Origin of the sequence: Plantactinospora solaniradicis, assembly GCF_042658085.1 — a bacterium.
Taxonomy (GTDB): Bacteria; Actinomycetota; Actinomycetes; order Mycobacteriales; family Micromonosporaceae; genus Plantactinospora; species Plantactinospora solaniradicis.
The window spans coordinates 125129-148381 of record NZ_JBHSPR010000007.1; the positions used below are offsets into that span (position 1 = coordinate 125129).

20 protein-coding genes are annotated in these 23253 nt (G+C 71.2%); 5 read left to right on the forward strand and 15 right to left on the reverse strand.

What is annotated here, in order from left to right; translation table 11 throughout:
- Nucleotides 1-81: 81 nt before the first annotated feature.
- From ACFP2T_RS06685 to ACFP2T_RS06730, 10 genes are all read right to left on the reverse strand, one after another.
- A complete protein-coding gene (locus tag ACFP2T_RS06685; RefSeq protein ID WP_377418572.1) occupies nt 82-897 on the reverse strand; it encodes a class I SAM-dependent methyltransferase in 816 nt (271 codons plus the stop codon).
- Between the two features lie 121 nt (nt 898-1018).
- Nucleotides 1019-1921, reverse strand: a complete 903-nt coding sequence (locus ACFP2T_RS06690; protein ID WP_377418575.1) for an ABC transporter ATP-binding protein — start codon at nt 1919-1921, stop codon at nt 1019-1021.
- Nucleotides 1921-2667 carry an ABC transporter ATP-binding protein gene (locus ACFP2T_RS06695; protein ID WP_377418578.1) on the reverse strand — a complete coding sequence of 249 codons (747 nt, stop codon included), beginning with the start codon at nt 2665-2667 and terminating at the stop codon, nt 1921-1923. Before ACFP2T_RS06695 ends, ACFP2T_RS06690 begins: the two co-directional genes overlap by 1 nt.
- Nucleotides 2664-3770, reverse strand: coding sequence for a branched-chain amino acid ABC transporter permease (locus ACFP2T_RS06700; protein ID WP_377418581.1), 1107 nt, complete (start codon nt 3768-3770; stop codon nt 2664-2666). The genes ACFP2T_RS06695 and ACFP2T_RS06700 overlap by 4 nt, the downstream gene beginning before the upstream one ends.
- A 50-nt stretch (nt 3771-3820) precedes the next feature.
- Nucleotides 3821-4738 (reverse strand): branched-chain amino acid ABC transporter permease, encoded by a 918-nt coding sequence (locus ACFP2T_RS06705; protein ID WP_377418584.1) that lies wholly within the window; start codon nt 4736-4738, stop codon nt 3821-3823.
- Nucleotides 4735-5934, reverse strand: a complete 1200-nt coding sequence (locus ACFP2T_RS06710; protein WP_377418586.1) for an ABC transporter substrate-binding protein — start codon at nt 5932-5934, stop codon at nt 4735-4737. The genes ACFP2T_RS06705 and ACFP2T_RS06710 overlap by 4 nt, the downstream gene beginning before the upstream one ends.
- Nucleotides 5935-6015: 81 nt before the next feature.
- A complete protein-coding gene (locus ACFP2T_RS06715) occupies nt 6016-6420 on the reverse strand; it encodes a roadblock/LC7 domain-containing protein (protein ID WP_192770305.1) in 405 nt (134 codons plus the stop codon).
- The gene (locus tag ACFP2T_RS06720) at nt 6417-8990 is read right to left on the reverse strand and encodes a sensor histidine kinase (protein WP_377418589.1); all 2574 of its coding nucleotides are present in this window, start codon (nt 8988-8990) and stop codon (nt 6417-6419) included. Before ACFP2T_RS06720 ends, ACFP2T_RS06715 begins: the two co-directional genes overlap by 4 nt.
- Before the next feature lie 306 nt (nt 8991-9296).
- Nucleotides 9297-9854, reverse strand: a complete 558-nt coding sequence (locus ACFP2T_RS06725) for a helix-turn-helix transcriptional regulator (protein ID WP_377418592.1) — start codon at nt 9852-9854, stop codon at nt 9297-9299.
- 553 nt (nt 9855-10407) lie between these two features.
- Complete coding sequence (locus tag ACFP2T_RS06730) at nt 10408-11700, reverse strand: cytochrome P450 (RefSeq protein WP_377418595.1); 1293 nt, start codon at nt 11698-11700, stop codon at nt 10408-10410.
- 591 nt (nt 11701-12291) lie between these two features.
- Between ACFP2T_RS06730 and ACFP2T_RS06735 the strand changes: the two genes are divergently transcribed.
- The 4 genes from ACFP2T_RS06735 to ACFP2T_RS06750 all read left to right on the forward strand — a co-directional run bounded on the left by ACFP2T_RS06735 (nt 12292) and on the right by ACFP2T_RS06750 (nt 18891).
- Nucleotides 12292-14436 (forward strand): M14 family zinc carboxypeptidase, encoded by a 2145-nt coding sequence (locus ACFP2T_RS06735; RefSeq protein ID WP_377419919.1) that lies wholly within the window; start codon nt 12292-12294, stop codon nt 14434-14436.
- 97 nt (nt 14437-14533) lie between these two features.
- Entirely contained in the window at nt 14534-15601 is a 1068-nt protein-coding gene (locus ACFP2T_RS06740; protein ID WP_377418597.1) for a zinc-dependent alcohol dehydrogenase family protein, read from the forward strand.
- A 95-nt stretch (nt 15602-15696) separates the two neighbouring features.
- Complete coding sequence (locus tag ACFP2T_RS06745) at nt 15697-17355, forward strand: NAD(P)/FAD-dependent oxidoreductase (RefSeq protein WP_377418600.1); 1659 nt, start codon at nt 15697-15699, stop codon at nt 17353-17355.
- A gap of 81 nt (nt 17356-17436) precedes the next feature.
- Nucleotides 17437-18891, forward strand: coding sequence for an ATP-binding protein (locus ACFP2T_RS06750; protein ID WP_377418604.1), 1455 nt, complete (start codon nt 17437-17439; stop codon nt 18889-18891).
- 69 nt (nt 18892-18960) lie between these two features.
- Here ACFP2T_RS06750 and ACFP2T_RS06755 read toward each other — a convergent pair whose 3' ends face one another.
- Together ACFP2T_RS06755 and ACFP2T_RS06760 are read right to left on the reverse strand one after the other, a co-directional pair.
- The gene (locus ACFP2T_RS06755) at nt 18961-19533 is read right to left on the reverse strand and encodes an SUKH-4 family immunity protein (RefSeq protein ID WP_377418607.1); all 573 of its coding nucleotides are present in this window, start codon (nt 19531-19533) and stop codon (nt 18961-18963) included.
- A 10-nt stretch (nt 19534-19543) separates the two neighbouring features.
- The gene (locus tag ACFP2T_RS06760) at nt 19544-20125 is read right to left on the reverse strand and encodes a sigma-70 family RNA polymerase sigma factor (RefSeq protein WP_377418610.1); all 582 of its coding nucleotides are present in this window, start codon (nt 20123-20125) and stop codon (nt 19544-19546) included.
- Nucleotides 20126-20250: 125 nt separating this feature from the next.
- Here ACFP2T_RS06760 and ACFP2T_RS06765 point away from each other — a divergent pair, with 125 nt between their 5' ends.
- The gene (locus ACFP2T_RS06765) at nt 20251-21009 is read left to right on the forward strand and encodes a zf-HC2 domain-containing protein (RefSeq protein WP_377418613.1); all 759 of its coding nucleotides are present in this window, start codon (nt 20251-20253) and stop codon (nt 21007-21009) included.
- Nucleotides 21010-21024: 15 nt separating this feature from the next.
- On the opposite strand, the gene ACFP2T_RS06770 is transcribed toward ACFP2T_RS06765, so the two are convergent.
- The 3 genes from ACFP2T_RS06770 to ACFP2T_RS06780 all read right to left on the reverse strand — a co-directional run bounded on the left by ACFP2T_RS06770 (nt 21025) and on the right by ACFP2T_RS06780 (nt 22942).
- Nucleotides 21025-21780: a sulfite exporter TauE/SafE family protein gene (locus ACFP2T_RS06770; protein WP_377418616.1), complete on the reverse strand. Its 756-nt coding sequence runs from the start codon at nt 21778-21780 to the stop codon at nt 21025-21027.
- 133 nt (nt 21781-21913) lie between these two features.
- Nucleotides 21914-22570: a DUF4240 domain-containing protein gene (locus ACFP2T_RS06775; protein ID WP_377418619.1), complete on the reverse strand. Its 657-nt coding sequence runs from the start codon at nt 22568-22570 to the stop codon at nt 21914-21916.
- 75 nt (nt 22571-22645) lie between these two features.
- Nucleotides 22646-22942: a DUF6582 domain-containing protein gene (locus tag ACFP2T_RS06780; RefSeq protein WP_377418622.1), complete on the reverse strand. Its 297-nt coding sequence runs from the start codon at nt 22940-22942 to the stop codon at nt 22646-22648.
- Nucleotides 22943-23253 lie beyond the last annotated feature (311 nt).

Here is a 23253-nt window from a genome sequence, read left to right on the forward strand (position 1 = left end):
TCGGTGGGCCCTGCGGCCTGCCGCCGGGGAGGGAGACGGCCGCCGATCGGCCCCGACCCGCCGCCCGCTGGCCCGGGATGTTCAGTTCACGGCGCCCCGGCCGGGCCGGCGGCCCCGGGTCGAGACGAACTGGTACGACAGCGAGGCGAAGGCCGGATCGTTGGCCAACTCGCGGAAGCCCTCCAACTGGTTCGGGGAGAGCCCGGTGGCGAGCAGTCGGGGTTCGAGCTGACGGGAGTTCGTCTCGTGCAGCGACGCCCCCGCCGAGCCGCCGGCCCAGCTCTGCGAGTGGGTGATGGTGTCCACATCGGTCAGTCCGGCCAGCACCATCTCGGTGTGTACGTCCTGCGCCCACGCCAGGTCGGCACCACGGTCCTGGAGGATGCCCAGCGTCGCCTCCATCACCTGCTGGAAGAGCTTCGCCGCGTCGTCGGTCGGCGCGGCCAGGACCCGCAGTCCGGCCGTACAGTCGAACTCCTCGACGACCAGCCAGCCGCCGGGCGCCAGCGCGCCGATCAGCTCGGCCAGTACCCGCCGACGCTCGGGCAGGTGCAGCAGGACCAGCCGGGCGTGGATCACGTCGAACGGGCCGCCCTCCGGCGCTCCGGTCCGGACGTCGTGCTGGCGTACCTCGAGGTTGCCGGCCGGGGTCAGGCGCGACGGTTCGATGTCGGTGGCGATGACCCTGCCGCCGGGACCGACCACCCGGGACATCAGCCGGGCGACCGAGCCGCCGCCGGCACCCAGCTCCCAGCAGGTTGCGCCGGGTCCCAGGATCGGCGCCAGCCGGTCCGCCGTTATCGGATCGAGGAACGCCTCCAGTGCGCGCATCTGCGCCTCGGCTTCCGGCGAACGGTTGTCGAACGCGTAGCCGGACTTGACAGGGGTGGTAGTCACGTTCGGTTACCTCCTTGACGGTGATCAGTGACGACGATCCGGCCACGCGTCATCGCGCGTCGGCACCGGGGAACGCGGGGGGCCACTGGTGCGACGCGGGGTCAGACTGCGACGAGAGACGTCAGGGTGCGGATGAGGAAGGGGATGCGGATGAGGGTGTTGAGGAGGGCGCGTCTTCTTCCGAAGGGTCGGGGAAAAGGGCGGGCCGCTTCGTACCTCCCGTTGGTACGGAGCGGGCGGAGCCGGACCCGATCGGGGTCGACTCCTGGCCGGACGGAACCGATCCGGTCCGGTCCGGGATGGCCGTGCCCGCCACACTGAGTACCGCCTCCACCGGGGCGGGGTTGGCGCGCACGGCGGCCGTCGAGTCAGCGAAGACCAGTCGGCCGTAGTCCAGCACGGCGATCCGGTCGGCGACCTCGACCGCGTGCTGTAGTTGTTGTTCGACGAGCAGGACACTCAGTCCTGCCGTGGCCAGTCCGGTGATGACCTCCCGGACCCGGGCCGCCAGCTCCGGGGCGAGCCCCTCGCCCGGTTCGTCGAGGAGCAGCACCCGGGGTTGGGTCAGCAACGCCCGGGCGATCGCCAACATCTGCTGCTCGCCGCCGGAGAGCTGGTTGCCACGGTGGCGCAGCCGCTCGGCCAGTCGGGGCAGCAGTTCCAGCACCCCGGGCACCGTCCAGTTCGGACCGGACCGGGTGGCGTCGGGCCGCCGGACCGACGCGGCGAGGCTCAGGTGCTCGGCCACCGTCAGCCGGGGAAACACCCGGCGTCCCTGCGGCACCAGGCCCACACCGGCCCGGGCCACCCGGTGCGCCGGCCTACCGGCCAGGTCCCGCCCGTCGACCGAGACCACGCCCCGGTACGGGCGCAGCAGCCCCGCGATGGCGTGCACCAGGGTGCTCTTGCCGGCGCCGTTCCGGCCGACCAGCGCCTGTACCCGACCTGCCGCCACCTCGAGGTCGACGTCGTGCAGTACGGTGCCGCCGTCGTACCCGGCGAAGAGGCCGCTCACCCGCAACATCACCGCACCGCCTCGGCGTACGCCCGCCGGACGGCCGGCGCGTTGCGGATCTCGTCCGGTACGCCGCTGGCGACCAGGCGACCGTCGTGCAGCACGGTGACGGTGTCGGCCAGCGCGTACACCAGATCCAGCCGGTGCTCGACCAGCAGCACCGACATCTCGCGCGGCAGCGCCGCCAGCAGCTCGACCAGCCGGTGCACCTCCACCCCGGAGAGTCCGGCGGCCGGCTCGTCGAGCAGCAGCAGCCGGGGACGACCGGCCAGGGCCATCGCGATCTCCAGTTGCCGGCGTTCGCCGTGCGAGAGGTGCGCGGCCGTCGTCGGTGCCGAGCCGGCGAGTCCGACCCGGTCGAGCAGCTCCGTCGCGGGCTCACGCAGCCGCCGCCGGAACCGTCCCCGGGTGCCCATGCCACGGAATCCGCCGGCCTGCCGCCAGCCGGCCACCACGACGTTCTCCAGCACGGTCAGGGACGGCCAGACCGCCGGTCGCTGGTGGATCCGACCGATGCCGCTCCGGGCCCGGCGGGCCGGGCCGAGCCGGGTGACGTCCCGGCCCGCGAAGACGATCCGTCCCTCGTCCACCCGGCTCGCCCCACCGATCAGGTCGAGCAGGGTGGTCTTGCCGGCACCGTTGGGCCCGATCAGGGCGTGCCGCTCCCCGTCGCCGACCCGGAGGTCCACCCGGTTCACCGCGACCAGCGAACCGTAGCGCCGGGTCACCGCCTCGGCGGTCAGCAGGGCGGTCACGCGTCGGCCTCCGATCCGCGTGCCGGCGGGGTGGTGGCGCCAACCCCCGCCGGAGACGGCCGGTCCGGGTGGCCGTACCCGTCCCGGTCCCCGTCCCGGATCGCGTGTCCGGCCCGGACCGCGCCTCCGTTCCGCATTCCCGAGCGGGACCGGAGCAGGCTGGCCACGTCGGTGGCGAAGCCGGCCACACCACGGGGGAACAGATAGGCGGTCAGTACGAACAGCCCGCCGAGCAGCAGCGGCGCGTGGCCGGGCAGCAGCCCGGAGAGCCAGTCCCGGACCGCGATGACCAGTGCGGTACCGGCTATCGCGCCGCCGATCGACGTCGCGCCGCCGATCACCACGCCGAGGAGCAGCAGGGCGGAGACGTCGAAGCCGAAGTCGGCCGGCGAGACGTACTGCTGGGCGGTGACCAGCAACGAGCCGGCGACCCCCGCCACCGCCCCGGCGGCGGTGAAGGCCACCGCCAGGTAACCGGTGACCCGGTGCCCGGAGGCGCGCATCCGCCCCTCGTCGTCCCGACTGGCCCGCAGCAGCAGGCCCGCGGGCGTACGTAACACCATCACCATGGCCGCTATCACCACCCCGACCACGACCAGCGTGTACAGATAGCGTGCCCGGTCGCCGTCGAGTGCGGCCATGCCCCAGACGGGCTGGATCGGCGGAATCCCGGCGAGGCCGTCGGTCCCTCCGGTGACGGAACTCCACCGACTGGCGGCGGTCACCGTCAGTTCGCCGATGGCCAGGGTAATCATCAGGACGACGACGCCTCGGGCGTACACCACCAGCGGCACCGTGAGGAGCGCGAACAGCCCGCCGGCCAGCGCCCCGGTCAACACCTGCACCACCCCGACCGACGAGACGTGCATGGCGACGAGGGCACTGGCGTAGGCGCCGGCCGCGAACGGGCCGGTCTGACCGAGCGTGGGCAGCCCGGCGAGCCCGGTCAGCAGCGCCACGCTCACCCCCACCAACGCGAGCACCAGGGTGCGGGCGAAGACCGAGGTGGTGTAGGTGTCCACCAGCCAGGGCACCGCTATCGCGTAGCCGAGCAACCCGGCGCCGCCGGCCCGGATCAGCCAGCGCCGGCTGGCCGGGGTCACGCCGTGACTCCGACCCGGGGCCGTCACGCCGTGACTCCGAGCCGGGGCCGTCACGCCGTGCCTCCGAGCCGGGGCCGGAGCCATCGGCCGGACAGGCCCCGGGCCCGGACCGCGAGCACCACGGCCATGGCCGCGAACAGCAGGAACGGCGCGGCCGTCGGAGCGAGCGCGACGCCGAGGCTCTGGATCTCGCCGACCGCGAGGGCGGCCAGCAGGGTCCCCCGGACCGAGCCGAGACCGCCGAGCACCACCACCACGAGGGAGAGCAGCAGGACGTTGTCGGCGGTGGTGGGCGCGGGTCCGATGATCGGCGCGCCGAGTACCCCGGCCGCGCCGGCCAGCGCGCCGGCCGCGGTGAGCACGCCGAGCCGGATCCGGGCCGGATTCACCCCGAGGCAGGCCACCATGTCGGCGTCGTCGACGGCGGCCCGGACCAGCATGCCGGCCCGGGTCCGGGACACCGCCAGGTAGAGCAGCAGCGCGAGCAGGGCCGCCACGCCGATGAACACCAGCCGGTACGCGGCGTACCGGTGCCCGGCCAGTACCACCGACCCGTCCAGCGCGGCGGGAATCCGCACCGGAAGGCTGTCCGGGCCGAACGCGGTGACCAGCAGGCTGCCGCCGGCCAGCGCGACCCCGAAGGTCAGCAGCGCCTGGGTGAGGTGGTCGCGCCGGGCGACCGGTGCGAGCAGGCCGGCGAGCAGCCCTCCCGCACCGGCCGACGCGACCACTCCGACGCCGAGCGCGACCAGCAGCATCGCCCAGCCACCGTCCAGCAACGCCGCCGCCGTGTACGCGCCGATCGCGTACAACGTGCCGTGCGCCAGGTTGAGGATGTTCGCCACGCCGAAGCAGAACACCAACCCGGACGCCGCCACGAAGAGCAGCAGCCCGTAGGCGACTCCGTCCAGAGCCGGGATCAGGTACGGGTCGACCGGACCGAGCACCGGCGCCGCATTGACCATCATCCGCCCACGGTCGCCAGGTCACCGACAACGGTGTTGGAGAGCGCCCGACCGTCCTGCCGGACCTGTCGCAGGTACCACTTCTGCACCGGCGAGTGCGTCTCCTTGGAGAACTGCCAAGTGCCGCGCGGGCTGTTGATCTGCCCGAGTTCGGAGATCGCCTTGTTGATCTGCTCCGACGTCGGGTTCTCGCCGGCCGCGCCGATCGCCTTGTCCAGCACCGCCGCCGCGTCGTACGAGGCCATCGCGTAGGTGGTCGGTGAACCGTCGTGGTCTTCCTTCCAGGCCGCCACGAACGACCGGTTCTCCGCGTTGTCGAGGTCGGGCGAGTAGTTGAGTACGGAGTAGATGTTCCGGGCCGCCTCGCCCTGGGCGTTCAGCACCCCGCCCTCGGTCAGGAACCCGGCCGCGTACAACGGCAGGTCCTTGATCTCGGACTGGGCGTACTGCTTGACGAAGTCGACCGCCGCGGTGCCGGCGTAGAACGTGTAGACGGCCTCGGCCCCGGACGCCTTGATCTGCGCGAAGTACGGCAGGAAGTTGGTGGTCTGCGGGAACGGGGTCCAGAGGGTCTTGCCGTCCTCGTTGGCGAGCTTGCCGCCGATCTCCTTGAAGGTGTCGGTGAACCCGCGCAGCTGGTCGTAGCCGCCCTGGTAGTTCGGGCCGATGGTGAAGACCTCGCCCTTGACGTTGTCCCGGACGTACTCGGCGATCGCCGCGCCGGTCTCGTCGGAGAGGTAGGAGGTGGTCCAGATCCGGGACACGTCCTTGAGTTCGGGGCGACCGTTCGAGCCGACGAACGGGATCTTCGCCTCGGCGAGCACCGGCGCGACCGCCGCCACCGAACCGCCGCCGACGATGCCGGTCAGGGCGTGCACCCGGTCCTGCTTGAGCAGCTTGGTCGCGGCGGGTACGGCGGTGGGGGCGCCGTTGCCCTCGTCGGCGACGATCAAGTCGATCTTGTGGCCGCCGAGTTTGTTGTCGTGGGTCTTCAGGTACAGCTCGAAGCCGTCGCGGATCTCCGTGCCGACGGCCTCGTAGGTGCCGGACAGTGAGGCGAGCAGACCGATCTTTATCGTGTCCGGTGTGCCGCCCGTGTCACTGCCGCTGTTGCAGCCGCTGCTGGCCACGGTCAACCCGAGGGCGAGCAGCGCGGCGGTCAGGACACGACGCCGGCTGATACCGGTGGGGAAAGGCATGACTTCTCCAGTAGAGGGGGTGAGGAAGGGGGTGTTGGGGAAGATCGGCCGGGTCCACGGCAATGGACCCGGTACCGAGGGTCAGCGCCGCTGCGCCACCACGGCCCGGGCCGCGGGGGTCAGTACGTCTCCAATCCGATTCGCCAGTTCCGTCATCTCGTAGGAGACTTTGCCGACGTCACAGGAGGGGGCCGCGAGAACCAGCAGCGAGGCTCCGTCGTTGAACGCCATCGAGAACATGAAGCCGCCCTCGAGCTGGGTGACGTTGGAGATCACCGCACCCGCCTCGAAGAAGCCGGCCGCGCCGCGGAGCAGGCTGACCAGGCCGCTGCCGGTCGCCGCGAGCTGATCGGCCCGGTCCGGTGGCAGGTTCCGGGTGGACGCCACCATCAGGCCGTCGCTGGAGATCGCGATGGCGTGGCTGACCTCCGGGGCCCGCTCGACGAAGCTGTCCAGCATCCAGCCGAGATCTCGTTGGTTGGTCACGTAGCACTCCCTGTCGCGTCGCTTGTCGCCGAGGCGTTCACCAGCTTGGGACGGCGGGCGGCCACGCCACGGGCGTAGGCGGCCATCGCGTTGGCCACCTCGGCCGGGTCGCGGTGCTCCGAGACCGGCTGCTGCTCCCGCGGCGGCGCGACGCCGCCCGGCACGAGATGGCGCTGCGGTTGACGGATCGGGAGCCCCGACGGGGTGGTCCCGACGATGTCGGGGTTGACCAGTTCGGTGGCGGCCCGCCAGCCCTCGTCGGCCCGGGTCTGCCAACCCGCCGCGGCGTAGCCGCCGGCCCCGTTGGAGGCGCCCGTGCCGTTGGGAACACCGCCACCGGGCTCCGGCGCGGCGGCCGGGGCCGGGGTGGCCGGCCCGGCCGGGACGCCCGCTCCGACCGGGCTGCCGGCCCCGTTGGCCGGGCCCGTGGCGGCGGGGGCCCCCGGCCGGTCGGTACGGAACCAGTTGTTGACCTGCTCGAAGATGACAAGCTCCTGGGTCGGGTCGTCCCCCCTGCCCGGATGTGGGGGGGTCGGCCGGAAGACCGATCCGACCGGCAGGGCCCGGTCGGTCGCCGGTCTCCGCGCCGGGCCGTTCGCGGCGGCCGGAGCGGGTGGGGCGAGCGTGGCGGTGCCCCGGGTCCGGCTCTCCGGAACGGTGGCCAGGCGTCCGGGTGCCAGCAGTTGGTTCTCGGGTGGAATCGGCCGGATCAGCGACGCGGGCAGCGACACCTCGGCGATCGTGCCGAGTTTGGGGCCAGGACGGAGTTCGACGGCGACACCGAGGCGGCCGGCGAGCTGGCCGACCACGACCAGACCCATCGCCCGGACCGCCGCGACGTCGGTCGCCGGTGGTCTGGCCAGCACGTCGTTGAGTTGGGCCAGCCGCTGCAACGACAGTCCGACGCCTTCGTCGCTGACCTGGACGATCACCCGGTCACCCAGGCTGCGGGCGGTCACCCAGGCCTCGGTCTCCGGCGGCGAGTACGCGGTCGCGTTGTCCATCAGCTCGGCGAGCAGGTGCACCACCTCGTCCACCTTGTCGGCGGCCACCGCCACGTCCGGGTCCACGACCCCGATCCGGACCCGGGTGTAGTGCTCGATCTGGGACAGCGCCGCCTGTACGACCTTCTGCATCGGCACGTCCTCGTGCCGTACCCGCCCGACGCCCACACCGCCGAGCACGAGAAGGCTGGCGTTGATCCGTCCCATCCGGGTCGCCAGGCTGTCCAGGGTGTAGAGCTGTTGCAGGCGTTCCGGGTCGGTCTCGTCCCGCTCGACCCGGTCGACCTGGGCGAGCACGGCGTCCACCAGCCGCTGCTCCCGGCGGCTGAGATGGACGAAGATGTCGGCCGTGTTGGCCCGCATGACCGCCTGCTCGGCGGCGGTCCGTACGGCCGCCTGGTGCACGGCGCTGAACGCCTGGCCGACCTCGCCGATCTCGTCCCCGCTGGACGCCTCCAGCGTCGACGACGACTGCCGGGCGAGCGCCTCGGGTTGGATCCCGGCGCTGTCGATGTTGCGCAGGTCCGCGACCATCGCCGGCAGTTCGGTGAAGGCGACGACGTGTGCCGCGTCCCGCAGCCGCCGCAACCGGCGGGTGATCTGTCGGGCGACCGCCCAGGTCACCAGCACGGTCAAGCCGAGCGCCACCGCCATCGCCGCGCCCTCGGCGAACGCCCGCCAGCGCTGTTCGACCCGGGCCGCGTCGACGTCGTCCAGCACGGCCGAGTCGACCCGCTGCTGCACCTCGAAGAGGCGCGTGGCCCAGCCCTGGGTGGCGCCGATCCAGGCGTTGGTGGCGACGTCGAGCGGGGCACCGATCTCCGCGCGGGACACCTGGTCCTGTAGGCGTTGCAGGACCAGCGCCTCCCTGCCGCTGCCCGCCTGCTCCCACCACACCTTCCAGTCCGGCGGTGCGAGGCTGAGGAAGGAGAGGCTGGACTCGGTGAACCCGGTCCGGGCGGCGGTGATGTCCTGCTGCATCGCCGGGGTCAACTGCCCGGCGGCGATCGCCCGGAGCACCGCGACCTGCTGCTGGCCGAGCGCCTCCGCGGTCTTCGACAGCGCGGCGGCGGCCCGGATCCCGTCGGCCACCTCGGCCGAGACGACGCCCTGGGCGATGGATTCCCGGTATGCGAGCAGGTCCGCGATGATGATGCGGTAGCTGAAGGTGGTGGCGGAGACGGCGGCGTGGGCTGCGGTGCGTACCTGGGTACGCAGTGGCGGCAGCGCGGCGAGCGCCTTGTCGATCCGTCCGAGTACCACCGCCGGGCCGGACGACGCGTCGGGGGCGAGCGCCCGTTGCCGGTGGTAGCGCGCGACGATCTCGTCCGTGTCGCCGGACTGCCGGGCGTAGGTGTCCTGCTGCCGGGGGCTGGCCGAGGTCAGCAGGTCGGCGGCGGCGGCCCGTTCCCGTTGCAGTTGGTAGGCGAGCCGGCCCGCCTCCGCGCCCAGCTGGGCCAGCACGCCGAGATCGCTGGCCTGCCCGGCCTGCCGGGCGCTGTCCGCGAGCGCCAGCCCGGCGAAGCCGACGACCGCCACCAGTGGTGCGGCCACGATGATGCGCATCCGAGAGGCGATCTTCCAACCCCGTCGACGTACGGGCTGGGGCCGGGCCGCGTGGGATCTGGTGGTCGAGGCCAAGGCTGACTCCCACGGCTCGTCATCGAGGGGATCTGCATCTTGCAGTTAGCAAATCCCATTGCGCCGGACAGGGCCGACAGATAACAGGGTTAACCGTGGTACAAACAGCTCGTACCACTATCTGTACCCGCCGATGAACAGGCAGTTACATCCGCAGCGAGCGAGGCCCACCCGGCGCCCGGACCGTCGGTCGTACCGGCTTCCATCGACCGTCATGCCACCGTCGCGAACTCAGCGGCGACGACCCAGCGCACCGACCCGGCCACGTCGGTGGGACTCGGTGAAGGGCCGATGCGGCTCTCCGCCCGGTCGGCGCGACTCCGCCGACTGCGGCTGGGACTCGGTCGCCGGATCGCCCGCCGCCAGCGCCGGCTGGTGGTGGTCCGCCTCCGGATGCGGGTGCTGGTCGGCCGGGAAGTGGATCCGCAGCATGTGGTCGATCAGCTCCCGCAGCTCGTCGATCGCCTCCACCACGGACTGTGGATCGTGCAAGGGGTCGAGATCCCGCTCCGCCGCCGACCCCCCGACCTCGGTGGCGCGGGGGCCCCGGCGCCCGTCGGCGGCGATCTGCTCGCGCGCCACCCGGGGCCAGAGCGCGGTGAGCAGACCTCCGGTACCGAGTGCCTCGTCACAGCGGACGGCCAGTTCCTGACTGCCGTACCGGCGGCCCGCCTCCACGGCCGCCACCGTCTCCCGGCTGAACCGGACCCGGTCGGCGAGGGCGCGCTGGGTCAGTCCCTTGCGGGTACGCCAGCGGCGCAGTTCCCGTTGAAACTGTCGGGTGGCCATCGAGTCCGCAGTACCTGACGAGGACGCAGCGTCCATTTGCTCACCTTCGTTGGTCAGCGATTCGATCAGTCGAGCCAGATCATGAGACGTGCGGCATAGATCATGACCCGGCATTTGCCGGGGCCAATTCTCACCGCCCGACGCACGGGTGTGAAGACATACGCGCCACCTATCGTTTCCGGCAACTGAAAAACCTCACATGCCGATCTACTTGACGGTAGGAAAATGATCTCGGACACGGCCCGACGTCGCCACCTGTTGCCCGGATTCATCCCTTCCGCCGCGACCGGCGAATGGCGACACTCCGCAATGGCCGGCGAAGATCACAAGCCGCGCGCGGACGGGGCCGGGCGGCGCCGGCCGCTCTCCCGGGAGCCCGTCAGCAGGTCCGGGCGGCCGGACGTCACCGGGGCGCGCAGGCCTGACGTGCGGTGATCAGAGCCGGGGTCGACGAGCATCAGCCGACCGGAACGCCCGGGTACGCGAAGCGGATGCCGCCGCGACATGACCCGGGCGAACCATCATCCGAATTGCTTATCTGACACGGGATTGGCTACGCGGCGCGTGCGGGTACCGCCTCCGGTGGATCATCGCGCCGTTCACATGGGACACTCGTGATATCGACGACGGCGGGCAGGACCCGATGCGCACGGAACGCGACATTGGGCTTGTAGACACTCGCGTGGCCGGGCGCCAGACGAAGCCCGGGAATTGTCTCCGCGAGCCGGACGAGCGCGATCCGCGCCTCCAGCCGGGCGAGCGCGGCACCGATGCAGAAATGCGGACCGTAACCAAAGGACAGGTGATCCTTGGCATCCCGACGGTCCGGATCGAAGCGATCGGGGTGGCCGAACATCGCCGGATCACGGTTGGCGGCGCCGATGACCAGCAGGCAACGCGCACCGGCCGGAATGGTCACTCCGCCGATCGTCACCGGCCGCAGCGTCACCCGCAGCCAGCCGTCGATGGCCGGACCGAACCGCAACGCCTCCTCCAGGAACGCCGGCACGCTGTCCGGCTCCTCGGCCATCCGGCGCCACCGGCCGGGCACCGAGAGCGCCTGCTCCAGACCGTGGGCCAGCAACCCGGCCGTGGTCTCGTGCCCGGCCACCAGCAGGTTGAACGCCATGCTGGCGACCTCGGCCGCGGTCAGCACACTGTCGTCACCGTCGCGGTAGCGCAGCGCCCGGCTGACGAAGTCGTCACCGGTCAGGTCGCCGCCCATCCGCCGCGCCACCAGGTCCTGGCAGTAGTGCCAGAAATCCAACAGCCCCCGGGCCAGCCGTACCTGCTCCGCCGGCTCGGGCTGGCCCCAGATCAGCGCGATCTGCCCGTCCGCCCAGCTTCTGATCCGGGCCACGTCCCGGTCCGGCACGCCGAGGATGTCGACCACCACCAGCAGCGGCAGCAGGGCCGCGAACTCGGGGATCAGGTCGACCACCTCACCCCTGCGATCGACCAGCCCGGCGACCAGCTCGTCGACCCGCCGACGCACGATCGGGCCGTACTGGGCCGAGACCCGGGGCGCGGTGTTGGCGAAGGTGGCCCGCAATGCCTGACGGGTCCGGGTGTGCACCGGCGAGTCCGCCGCGGCCGTGGTGGCCGGTACGTCGAGCCGCATCACCACCGCCAGCGCCTCGGGACACATCTCGTACACCGGGGCAAGGGTCAACGCGTTGCCGAAGCTCTCCGCGTCGCCGAACGCCTGCCGTACGTGCTCGTGCCGGGTGATCAGCCACATCCCGAGGTCATCGGCGTAGTGCACCTCCTCGGGGCGGTTCAGGAGGTCCCGCCAGACGGCGGCCGGATCGGTGAGATAGGTACCAGCGAACGGGCTGAGTTCCATGGCCGCCTCCTGGCCCACGCTATGGCGCGGTGTCGCAGGAGAAGCGGGCAATACTTCACCCCATCGAGAATGTGCCGCCCCGCAACTTCTACGACATCTGGAATCTCACGATGCGCTGCGCCAGACGGTAAGTCAAGCCATTGGTTTGTGCCATTGTATTGCCCGTCTGGCGAGGGTTCCGCACAGCCGGCCAGCCGCCCGGCCAAGAGCCAGGTTGCAAGTTGCGAGGTGCACTTGCCTCCTGGTCACACCCACTGGCACGGCTGCCGTCCGGCCCCGGGACACCGTACACTCCAGACCGGTTCACCTCCGGGCGCCGGCCGGCACTCCGCCCGTCGTCCCGGCGGGTGGCGGAAACGGATAAGTGCCAGAAACTATCACCGCCCCGGCAAGGGCATCCGTAGATCAACGACAATACCAATCGGACTTCGGAGGCGCCGATCCGACGTTCCGGGGAAACGCAGTCGATCCATAGTGGTCATCCGGCGGACCGGAGACGAGCCACGACGGACGGGTCGTCGAAGACTTGACATATGTCGATCAAGAGACTGGTCTGGTACCCACGCACCTCGATGACCCGTCAGGAGGTCCATCTTGAACAGACGATGCTGGACGGCCACCGCCGCCACGCTGGTGCTGACCGCGGCGGCGCTCGTACATCCCGGAACGGGGATGGCCGCGCCCGACGCCGTATCCGCCCGAGCAACCGCTCCGGTGACGCTCGCCGCCGACGAGACCGCGCTGATCCGCGTCGAACTCCGCGACGAGGCCCACTTCCGGGAACTCCTCGCCGACGGGGCCGACATCGCGAATCGGCCACGGCAGCAGGATGGCCGGATCCTCGCCGACCTGGTGCTGACCGGCCGGCAACTGGCCGCGCTCACCGCCCAGGGCGCGGTGGCCCGTCAGGTCGTACAGCGGGAGGGCGACGGCGCCCGGAGGTACGCCGACAGCGTGCGCGCCGCGCAGGCCCGGACCAGCAAGGGGCTGCGGGCTCCGGCGGAGGGTCGCGGCGTCGCCGTGGCCGCCGTCGACACGCTGCACTTCCTCCAGAGCTACTGGTGGACCTCCAACGGAAAGACCTTCCTGCAGACCCAGGTGGCGACCACCGCCGCCGAGGACCCGGACGTCGAGATCACGGTGACCTGGCGGACCGCCGACGGTACGACCGGATCGTTCCCGCTGGCCCGGTTCTCCGACGCCGGCGAGTACCAGTACCACTTCTCGGTGCCGCAGGCGGTGCCGGCCCGGCCGACGCAGGTCACCGCGACCTCCAGCCTCGGCGGCACCGCCCGGCCGAGCACGCCGGCGAAGTGGCCGAACGCCACGCCGCCGGCCCTGCCGGAGGGCTACCAGAAGGACTTCATCGACGCGTACCTGACGCCGGTCGACGTACAGTCCCGGATCCGCCGGCTGGCCCGGCAGTACCCGGAACTGGTCGACGTGATCGACCTGCCGCACCAGACGCAGGGCTACCGGCGCACCGCCGCCGGCTACCTCGGCGATCCGGCGGCCGCCGCCGTCGTGGTCGAGTCGGTCAAGTTCGGCGCACAGAACATGAACGGCGTACAGGTCCGGACCGTCGACCCCGGCCGGGCGAACCGGCCGCTGTCGGCCAGCTACCGGGACCGGGTACTGACCGTCTCGCTCGCCACCGACGGCGCCGGCACGACCATCAGCACCACCGACCAGGTGGCCGCCTTCATCTCCGCCCGTTACCCGCAACAGTTCTCGGCGTTCGTGGAGGACGGCTCCGCCGGGCTGCCGATGCCGATCGCCGGGCCGGTACGCCTGGACGACGGCCTGAAGGGCAGCGAGGTGCCGAAGAAACCCTGGACGGTGCAGGCGCTGCGGATCGGTGCCCACCGGGACGGCTCCCGGATCGGCGTACTCGCCTACTCGCAGGAGCATGCCAGGGAGTGGGCCACCCCGCTGGTCACCCTGGAGTTCGCGGAGCGGCTGCTGGCCAACGCCGGCACCGATCCGGCGACCCGGGAACTGCTCGACTCGGTCGACGTCTTCGTCATCCCGACGGTCAACCCCGACGGGGCGAACTACTCGTTCCACGACGCCAACTTCCAGCGCAAGAACCTGGTCAACCACTGCACCGGGGCGCAGCGCGACCCGGCCAACCGGGACTCGTGGGGCGTCGACGTCAACCGCAACTACACCGTCGGGTCGCTCTTCGACGGCTACACCGGCGCCAGCACCAACTGTCTCTCCGGCACCTACGCCGGCACGGCCGAACTGTCGGAGGCGGAGAGCCGCAACGTCATCGCGCTGGCGAAGGCGCACACGAACATCAAGTTCGCGATGAACGTGCACAGCTACGGCGGCTACTTCATGTGGCCGCCGGGCGCGTACCAGGCGGACGGCCGGATCACGCTGCCCCGGCCGACGATCGACGAGTCGAAGATGTTCCTCGACAGCGCCCGCCGGATCGTCGGGGCGATCTCCACCGAGCGGGGCACGGTGACCTGGCCGTCCCAGACCGGCCCGGTCGCCGACGTGCTCTACTCGGCCGCCGGCAACTCCGCCGACCAGCTCTACTACGAGCTGGGCATCCTGGCCTGGGACTTCGAGGTCGGCAACGACCTGTGGAACGACGCCACCGGCGAGTGGGAGGGCGTCGGCTTCCAGCCGCCGTTCGACGAGGCTCACGCCGAGTCCCAGGAGTACGCCGCCGGCCTGATCGAACTCCTCCGCGTCGCCAAGGACCACGCCGCCGCCCAATGAGATGTAAGGAAGGGCCCCTTGTTATCGCTTTTTGTATAACAAGGGGCCCTTCCTAACACCCCAGGCGGCGCGCGACATCCCGAAGGCGCATGTGAGGATGTCTCGCGTGCGGGCGGTGGTGTTCGAGGAGTTCGGCGGCCAGCCGGAGGTACGTGAGGTGCCGGATCCGGTCCCCACGCCGACCGGGGTGGTCGTCAGGGTGGCGTCGACCGGGCTCTGCCGCAGCGACTGGCACGGCTGGCAGGGCCATGATCCCGACATCCGGCTGCCGCACGTGCCCGGCCACGAGTTCGCCGGTGAGGTGACGGCGGTCGGGTCCGCGGTACGCGGGTGGCGGGCCGGTGACCGGGTGACCGTACCCTTCGTCTGCGCCTGTGGCGGCTGTCCGTCCTGCCTCGCCGGAGCGCAGCAGGTCTGCGAACGGCAGACTCAGCCGGGCTTCACCCACTGGGGCTCGTACGCCGAATTCGTCGCCATCGACCACGCGGACGTCAACCTGGTCCGGCTGCCGGACGACCTCAGCTTCGCCGGCGCCGCCGCCCTCGGCTGCCGCTTCGCCACCGCGTTCCGGGCGGTCGTCACCCAGGGTCGGTTGTCCGCGGGCGAGTGGGTGGCGGTGCACGGCTGCGGCGGCGTCGGGCTCTCCGCCGTGATGATCGCGGCCGCCTGTGGCGCCCGGGTGGTGGCGGTGGACGTCGCACCGGCCGCGCTGGAGCTGGCCCGCCGGTTCGGCGCCACGGTCTGCCTGGACGGCACCGCGCTTCCCGGCCCGGGCGCGGTGGCGGCCGCCGTGCGGGAGGCCACCGGCGGAGGCGCCCACCTGTCCATCGACGCGCTGGGCAGCGAACCGACCTGTGTCGGGTCGATCGAGAGCCTCCGGCGCCGGGGCCGGCACGTCCAGGTCGGCCTGCTGCCCGCCGCAGGCGGCCGGACCGCCCTGCCGATGGACCGGGTCATCGCGTACGAGTTGGAGCTGCGCGGCAGCCACGGGATGGCCGCACACGCGTACCCGGAGATGCTGGCGCTGGTCGGCTCCGGCGTGCTCCGCCCGGCGGAACTGATCACCCAGACGATCGGTCTGTCCCAGGCCCCGACGGCGCTGACCGCCCTGAACAAGCCGCCAATCGCCGGAATCCGCCTCATCCAGCCGGACCACCCTGGTTAAGAAGGGGCCCTTCTTCTACAGAAAACGATAAGAAGGGGCCCTTCCTTACCTCCCCGGCGTTCGTCGAGGGCGGGGCAGGGTGCTTTTATTGGGGCATGGCGAACCCGGTGATCTTGACGGTCGACGACGACCCCGCGGTGTCGCGTGCGGTGGCGCGCGACGTACGGCGGCGGTACGGCGACCGGTACCGGGTGGTCCGGGCGTCCTCCGGCGAGGAGGCGCTGACCGCGCTGCGGGAGGTCAAACTCCGTGGCGACCAGGTCGCGGTGCTGCTGGCGGACTACCGGATGCCGCAGATGAACGGCATCCAGTTCCTGGAAGCGGCGATGGACCTCTTCCCGATGGCCCGCCGCGTGCTGCTCACCGCCTACGCCGACACCGACGCGGCGATCGACGCGATCAACGTCGTGGACCTCGACCACTACCTGCTCAAGCCGTGGCACCCGCCGGAGGAGAAGCTCTACCCGGTGCTCGACGCCCTGCTCGACGCCTGGGCGGCGACCCCGGAGACCACGACGAACGAGGTGCGGGTCATCGGGCACCGGTGGTCCGCGCCGTCGTTCGCGGTCCGCGACTTCCTGGCCCGCAACCTCGTGCCGTACCGGTGGCTGCTGGCCGACGAGCCCGAGGGCGGGCGGTTGCTGGCCGCCGCCGAGGCCAGCGCCGAGGACGTGCCGGTGGTGATCACCCCCGACGGCACCACGCTGGTCAAGCCGACCGAGGCGGAGCTGGCCAGGCACGTCGGCTTCTCCACCACCCCGGCCGCCGAGTTCTACGACCTGGTGGTGGTCGGCGCCGGACCAGCCGGGCTCGGGGCGGCCGTCTACGGCGCCTCCGAAGGGCTCCGTACGGTGCTTGTCGAACGGCAGGCGACCGGCGGGCAGGCGGGTCAGAGCAGCCGGATCGAGAACTATCTGGGCTTTCCCGACGGGGTGTCCGGCGCGCAGCTCGCGGACCGGGCCCGTCGGCAGGCGCTGAAGTTCGGCGCGGAGCTGCTGACCGCCCGGGACGTCGTCGGGCTGGAGGCGGCCGGCGCCACCCGACTGCTCCGGTTCAGCGACGGTACGTCGATCGCCGCCCACACGGTGGTACTCGCCACCGGAGTCTCCTACCGCCAGTTGACCGCCCCCGGCCTGGCGGAACTGACCGGGCGCGGGGTCTTCTACGGCTCCGCCTCGACCGAGGCGCCGAACTGTGCGGGGCAGGACGTCTACATCGTCGGCGGGGCGAACTCGGCGGGGCAGGCGGCGGTGTACTTCGCCCGGCACGCCCGCCGGGTACACCTGCTGGTACGCGGCCCCGACCTGCGCCGCTCGATGTCCCACTACCTGATCGAGCAGATCGAGCGGATCGACAACGTCGAGGTGCACCCGCACTCGGAGGTGGTCGGCGGCGACGGCACGGACCACCTGGAGCAGATCACCATCTGCGACAACCGGTTCGGCGTGCAGCGCAGTGTCAAGGCCTCCTGGCTGTTCGTCTTCATCGGCGCGGAGCCCCGGACGGACTGGCTCGCCGACGTGGTGGCCCGGGACGCCCGGGGGTACGTGCTCACCGGCCCGGACCTGGCCAGCGACGGCCGGCGACCGGCCGGCTGGGCGCTGCCCCGCGAGCCGTACCTGCTGGAGTCGAGCCTGCCCGGGGTCTTCGCGGCCGGAGACGTACGGGCCGACTCGATCAAGCGGGTCGCCTCGGCCGTCGGCGAGGGTGCGATGGTCGTCTCACTGGCCCACCAGTACCTGGCCGCGCAGTGAGGACCCGGAGTAGCAGGAAGCTATCGGGCACAGAGCAAAGCTATCGGGCACAGAGCAACGAGTTCCGGATCGGATGACGAGATGACCGAGGCGGGCGAACGGCTGGCGACCGAGGATCTACGGACGCTGTTCCTGTTCGAGTCACTGGACGACGAGAAGCTGGCGTACATCCACGAACACGGGCGGATCAAGCGACTGCCGGCCGGCGCCGACATCTACGTCGAGGGTGAACCGGCGCAGTGCTTCTACGTCCTGCTCGACGGCAGCGTCTCGCTGACCCGGCTGGTGCACGGCGACCGGGTCGAGCTCAGCCGGACGAACCAGCGTGGCGCCTACGGCGGGGCGACCCAGCCGTACCTGAACGAGGAGCGGGTGCAGACGTACCTGCAGGGGATGCGGGCGATCACCGACGTCACGCTCTTCGTACTGCCGGCGGAGGTGATCACCACCGCGATGCGGCGCTGGTTCCCGATGGCGATGCACCTGCTGGACGGGCTGTTCCTCGGCATGCGCACCACGCAGACCGTGGTCGGCGAGCGGGAACGCCTGCTGGCGCTCGGTTCGCTGTCGGCAGGGCTGACCCACGAACTGAACAATCCGGCGGCGGCCGCCGTCCGGGCCACGTCGGTGCTCCGGGACCGGGTGGCCGGGATGCGGCACAAGCTCGCGATGATCGCCGACGGCCGGCTCGACGGCGAACGGCTGCAACGCCTGGTCGAACTCCAGGAGACGGCCGTCAAGAAGGCCGCCTCGGCGCCCACCCTGTCGCCCCTGGAGACCAGCGACGCCGAGGACACCCTGACCGACTGGCTGGACGAGCACGACATCACGGCCGGCTGGGACCTGGCGCCCACGCTGACCGCCGGTGGGATCGACGTACCGTGGCTGGAGCAGGTCACGGCGGCGGTCCGGCCGGACGACCTGGAACCGGCGATCCGGTGGCTGACGTACACCGTCGAGACCGAGCTGCTGCTGGGCGAGATCGACGACGCCCTGGGCCGGATCACCGGACTGGTCGGGGCGGCGAAGCAGTACTCCCAGCTCGACCGGGCCCCGAACCAGACGGCCGACGTGCACGACCTGCTGGATGCCACGCTGGCGATGTTCAACTCGAAGATCAAGCCCGGGGTCCGGGTGGTCCGGGAGTACGACCGCAGCCTGCCGGCGATCCCGGTCTACGCCGCCGAACTCAACCAGGTGTGGACCAACCTGATCGACAACGCGCTCTACGCGATCGGGGAGAGCGGCGTGCTGACCGTACGCACCGGGCGGAAGGACGATCGGATCGTGGTGGTGGTCACCGACACCGGACCCGGGATCCCCGCCGACGTCCGCTCCCGGATCTTCGAACCGTTCTTCACGACGAAGCCGATCGGCGACGGCACCGGGCTCGGGCTGGACATCTCGTACCGCATCGTGGTCAACAAGCATCACGGGGACATCCGGGTCGACTCCGAACCGGGACGTACCAGCTTCCGGGTCAGCCTGCCGATCGCCGGTCCTGCGTCCGAGATCCCGGACGGTACGGAGGGCTGATGCCCGATCGACGGGCCGAACCGGGCCGGCGTCCGTGATGTCCGGGCCACGGAGGTCCGCGCGACTTCGCTAGTCCTGAAGCAGATTGCGCACGTACCGCAGGACGAAGAACCAGGTCGATTCGGGATTCTCCATCGCGACGGCGTCTGCTTGGCGCATTCGGAACAGCAGCCGCCGCTCGGCGCCCTCGGGGTCGACGCCCTCGTCGGTGCTGGCCTCGACGTCGTACTCAGGCCGTTCCTCTTCGAGCGCGTACAGGAAGTACGCCAGCGCGTCGATGCTCGTGTTGAGCAGGTGTGGCGCACCGTCCTCCGGGATGGAGTACACCGCCCCCGTGACCGTGTCCACGATGACGTCGTCCAGGGCGATCCCGCCCAGGGTCAACCAGGCCGACATGTCGAACGGACAGCTCGGATACCTCCGCGAGACCGCCTGCCATGGATCGCCGCCGATCTGGAGGTCGCCATCGAGAAGGCGCTGGGTCGCCTCGAACCAGCCAATCTGGTCCGGCAGGCCGACCTCCCGCAGGAAGGTCCGGGTCGGCTCGTGCGCGATCGCGGCGAGTGCGCGGTCATCCAGGGTGACCAGTTCGTGGGCGGAAAATACGGACTCCATCATGGTCCGGTCGATCAAGGGGATCATGGATCCCGTACTAGCTGGTCGAGCGGAGGCGCCGGCCGGAGCCGTCCGAGCTCATCGCCGCGACAAGATCCTCACGGGCGCGGGCCACCCTGGACCGGATGGTGCCGACCGGGCAGTCACAGACCTCGGCCGCCTCGGCGTAGCTCAGCCCGGCCACCTGGGTCGCGACGAACGCCTCCCGGCGATCCCGTGGAAGGTCCGCCAACAGCCGGGCCAACTCGACCGCGCCCTCGAACCCGGTGCTCTCCCGGGCGAGTTCGGCGTCGGCGGCCAGTTGCCAGTCCGGCAACGACGCCACCCGGGGACGCCGCATGGACATCCGGATGTGGTCCGCGCAGGCCCGCCGGGCGATCGCCAGCAGCCAGGTCTTCGCGGCCGACCTGGCGGCGAAGCCCGGCAGGCCGCGCATCGCGCGCAGATACGTCTCCTGGGTCAGGTCCTCCGCCTCCCCCGCACCGACGAGGTGCGAGACGAACCGGTGCACGTCGTGCTGGGTGGCCCGGATGAAGGCCGCCGCCGCCGACCGGTCGCCGGCCTTGGCGGCCAGCGCCCACCTGGTGATCTCGTCGTTCTCGACGCCGGGGGAAGGCATGTCCCAAAACTACCCGGGCCGGCCGCCACCTCGAATACCCCCGGTGGGCATGGAAACGCCGGAAGAACCGGAGGAACCGGTACCCCGCCGGGAACCAGGGCCAGCCGGCAGCCGACTATGTCAGTGTGGGCTGCGAACAGTATCGGGAAGCCTTGTCGGCACGGCTGGACGGCGAGGACCAGCCGGCGGAGCGGGTTGCGGCAGATCGCCATCTCGCCGGCTGCGCGGAGTGCCGGATCTGGCTGGACCGGGCGACGGCACTCAACCGGCTCGCCCGGACCAGCGTCGTTCCGCCGCCGATGGCGGTCGACGAGGATCTCCTCGCGGCCGTGCCGGGTCCGGGCCGGGCGCGCCTCGCCGGTGCGCTCCGCATCTCGCTCGGCGTCGTCGGCGTTGCCCAGTTCCTGCTCGGCGCGGCACAGATCGCCGGGATCGGCGATGTCGGCCATCCGCACGGGCTCGATGTCGTCCTCGGCGGCGGCCCCAACCATCTCTGGCACGAGTCGGCCGCCTGGAACGTCGCGCTCGGTGCCGGATTTGCCTGGATCGCGATCCGCCGGACCCGGCCGCTGGGCCTGGTGCCGACGCTCACCGCGTTCGTCGCCGTCCTCACGCTGCTCTCCACCAACGACGCGATAGCCGGACGGGTCGACGTCGGCCGGATCCTCAGCCACGGGCTCATCCTGGCCGGCTATCTGATCATTCTCGGACTGTCCCGACCGACCTTCGAGTCGGGCGGGCCGCCCAGCCGGCACGAGCGGCGGACCGGATCGGCGTGGCGGGCCACCTTCGAGGAGGACGAGGTCCCCGCGCCGCCACGCCTACGGCTGGTCCGCAGCCGGCCGCGTACGGCGCAGGCACGCAGCCACCACCGGGCCGCCTGACCCTCGACGCTGGGGTCAGCTCGTGGCGACGAGCCAGCTGGCGCTGGCAATGCCGACCGCCAGGACGCAGAGCCGGAGCACCTGGTCGGACAGGCGCCGGGCCAGCCGACCGCCGAGGTGCCCGCCGGCAAGGCTCGTGGTGGCGAGCACCAGCACGGCCACCCAGTGCACGGGCCCGAAGACCGCGAACGCGATGGCGGCCAGCGTATTGATCAACAGTGACAGCCAGCCCTTGATCGCGTTGACCTCCTGCAGGGCCAGGTTGAGTACGGTGGCGAGAACCGCGAACAGCATGACGCCGAGACCCGCGCCGAAGTAGGCGCCGTACGCCCCGGCGACGAGGATGCCGCCGTACGTCCAGACCGGATGCGCGCCCTCGGTGCGGGTACGCGCCCGGAGCAGCCGGGACAGCCTCGGCTGGACGACGATCAGGACACAGCCTGCGACCAGTAGGAACGGTACGGCCCGGGTGAACACGTCGGGCGGCAGCAGAAGCAGCAGCGCCGCCCCCAGCCCGGCCCCGACCAGCGCGACCAGGCCGCTGACCACGGCGAGCCGGCGCTGACCGGCCAACTCCCGGCGGTACGCGAGCGCGGTGCCGAGGTAGCCGGGTAGCAGCCCGACCGTGTTGGTGACGTTGGCCGCCAGCGGCGGCAGGCCCAGCCACAGCAACGCGGGGAAAGAGAGCAGTGAGCCGCCCCCGGCGACGGCGTTGATCGTGCCCGCGACGAACCCGGCGAGCGCGATCACCACAATCTCGGCGAGGGTCACCTCGTCTCCTCGCTTCCATCGGCGCCATGACCACAGGAGCCGGCTTGACCCGCCCGGACCGGAACGGGCCCTGCCCCCGTGACCGGGTCGAAGGGCACGCCGCCGCCATGCGGCCGTGCCGACCCCGCCATGCTCACAGCCAGTCCGCTGCGTCTTCCCCGTCGGACCTTCCAGACCCGGTCGGCCCGTCGGGAGCCCCGGTCAGGGCCGGGTAGAACTGGTCGAGGAGTACCTGCTGCTGCGGGAACATGGCCGCGAGCCGTTCCAGCCGCCGTGGCAGCGGAGGAAACGGATCGGGCGGGCTGTCGTCGCCGGACACCGACTCCCCGGCAGCGGCCAGGGCCTGGTAGTACGCGCCGTCATCTCCCTCGGAGAGTTGCTCGTACGCGTGCAGCGGCGCGAACTGGAAGCCCGTGGTCAGCAGGACACTGGTGTTTACCGTGCCGGCGGCGACGCCCTGGACGGCTGGATGTCCGGCGAGGTTGTCAGGATCGGCCAGGGCCCGGGCGTACCAGTTCCGGCCAAGCCCGACGACTCCGGCGCAGAAGTCGGTGAACGAGTCGTCGCCACAGCCGTGGTGAATCAGGAAGGCGGCCATGAACAGGTCTTCGCGGTCGACACGCGACCGAAGCTGTTCGAAGCGGACCTCGAACGCGACGATGTCGCTCAACGGCAACCGCACCAACTGGTCGACCAACGCCCGCTCAAGCCGCTCGTCCAGCTCGTTCCACTCCGTGCCGGCTTCGGCCCGCGCCGCCTCGACGATCTCCCAGCACCGCTCGATGTCCACGACTGAATTTGATCATATCGAGGTCATCGGGGGCGACGCCGGGGAGTGAACGACGGCAGACCACTCCGGCGGGCGTCAGTGCGCCGGGTTCGGCGTGTGCGGCCGCTTGCCCAGTTGCCGCCAGTCGGACTCGGCGACCTGGATGTCGTAGTGCTTCGCCGCCGCGAGAATGTTCGCGAACGCCTGGTCGCGCTCGGCGTCGCTGACGCCGTGCGTCTGGTCGAACCGGGCCAGGGCGTTACGTACGTGCGAGGCGTCGGTGAGCGGTTCCTTGCGCTTGCCCGGGAACGCGAACGCGCTGTCCGGCAACTCCCGAGACTGCTTACTGCTGATCACGCCGTGCTGGTCGATCGGCTTCCAAGTGGTCTTCATCCCGGTTCCTCCTCGCTCGTCGCTCCCGAGGCGGTCCCTCCGGACCGACTTTCCTCCTACCCGGTGCCACGACGCTTAAGCGGCCCGACCGCAACTCCTGAACATCGGTGCATTGACATTATTAGTTAACTTTCCTAATGTTTCAGCCACTCAGCCACATCGATCCCCACCCGCCCCGCCGGCAGAGGCGCCGGAACCTGCCCACCCCCGGCACCCGACGCCTCTCCAGCAACCCCCGCTCCGCCCGCCCACGCCGAAGGGCGGGCGGCAGCGCACGGGTCCGATCGATCCACTGAGGCGCCAGCTACAGA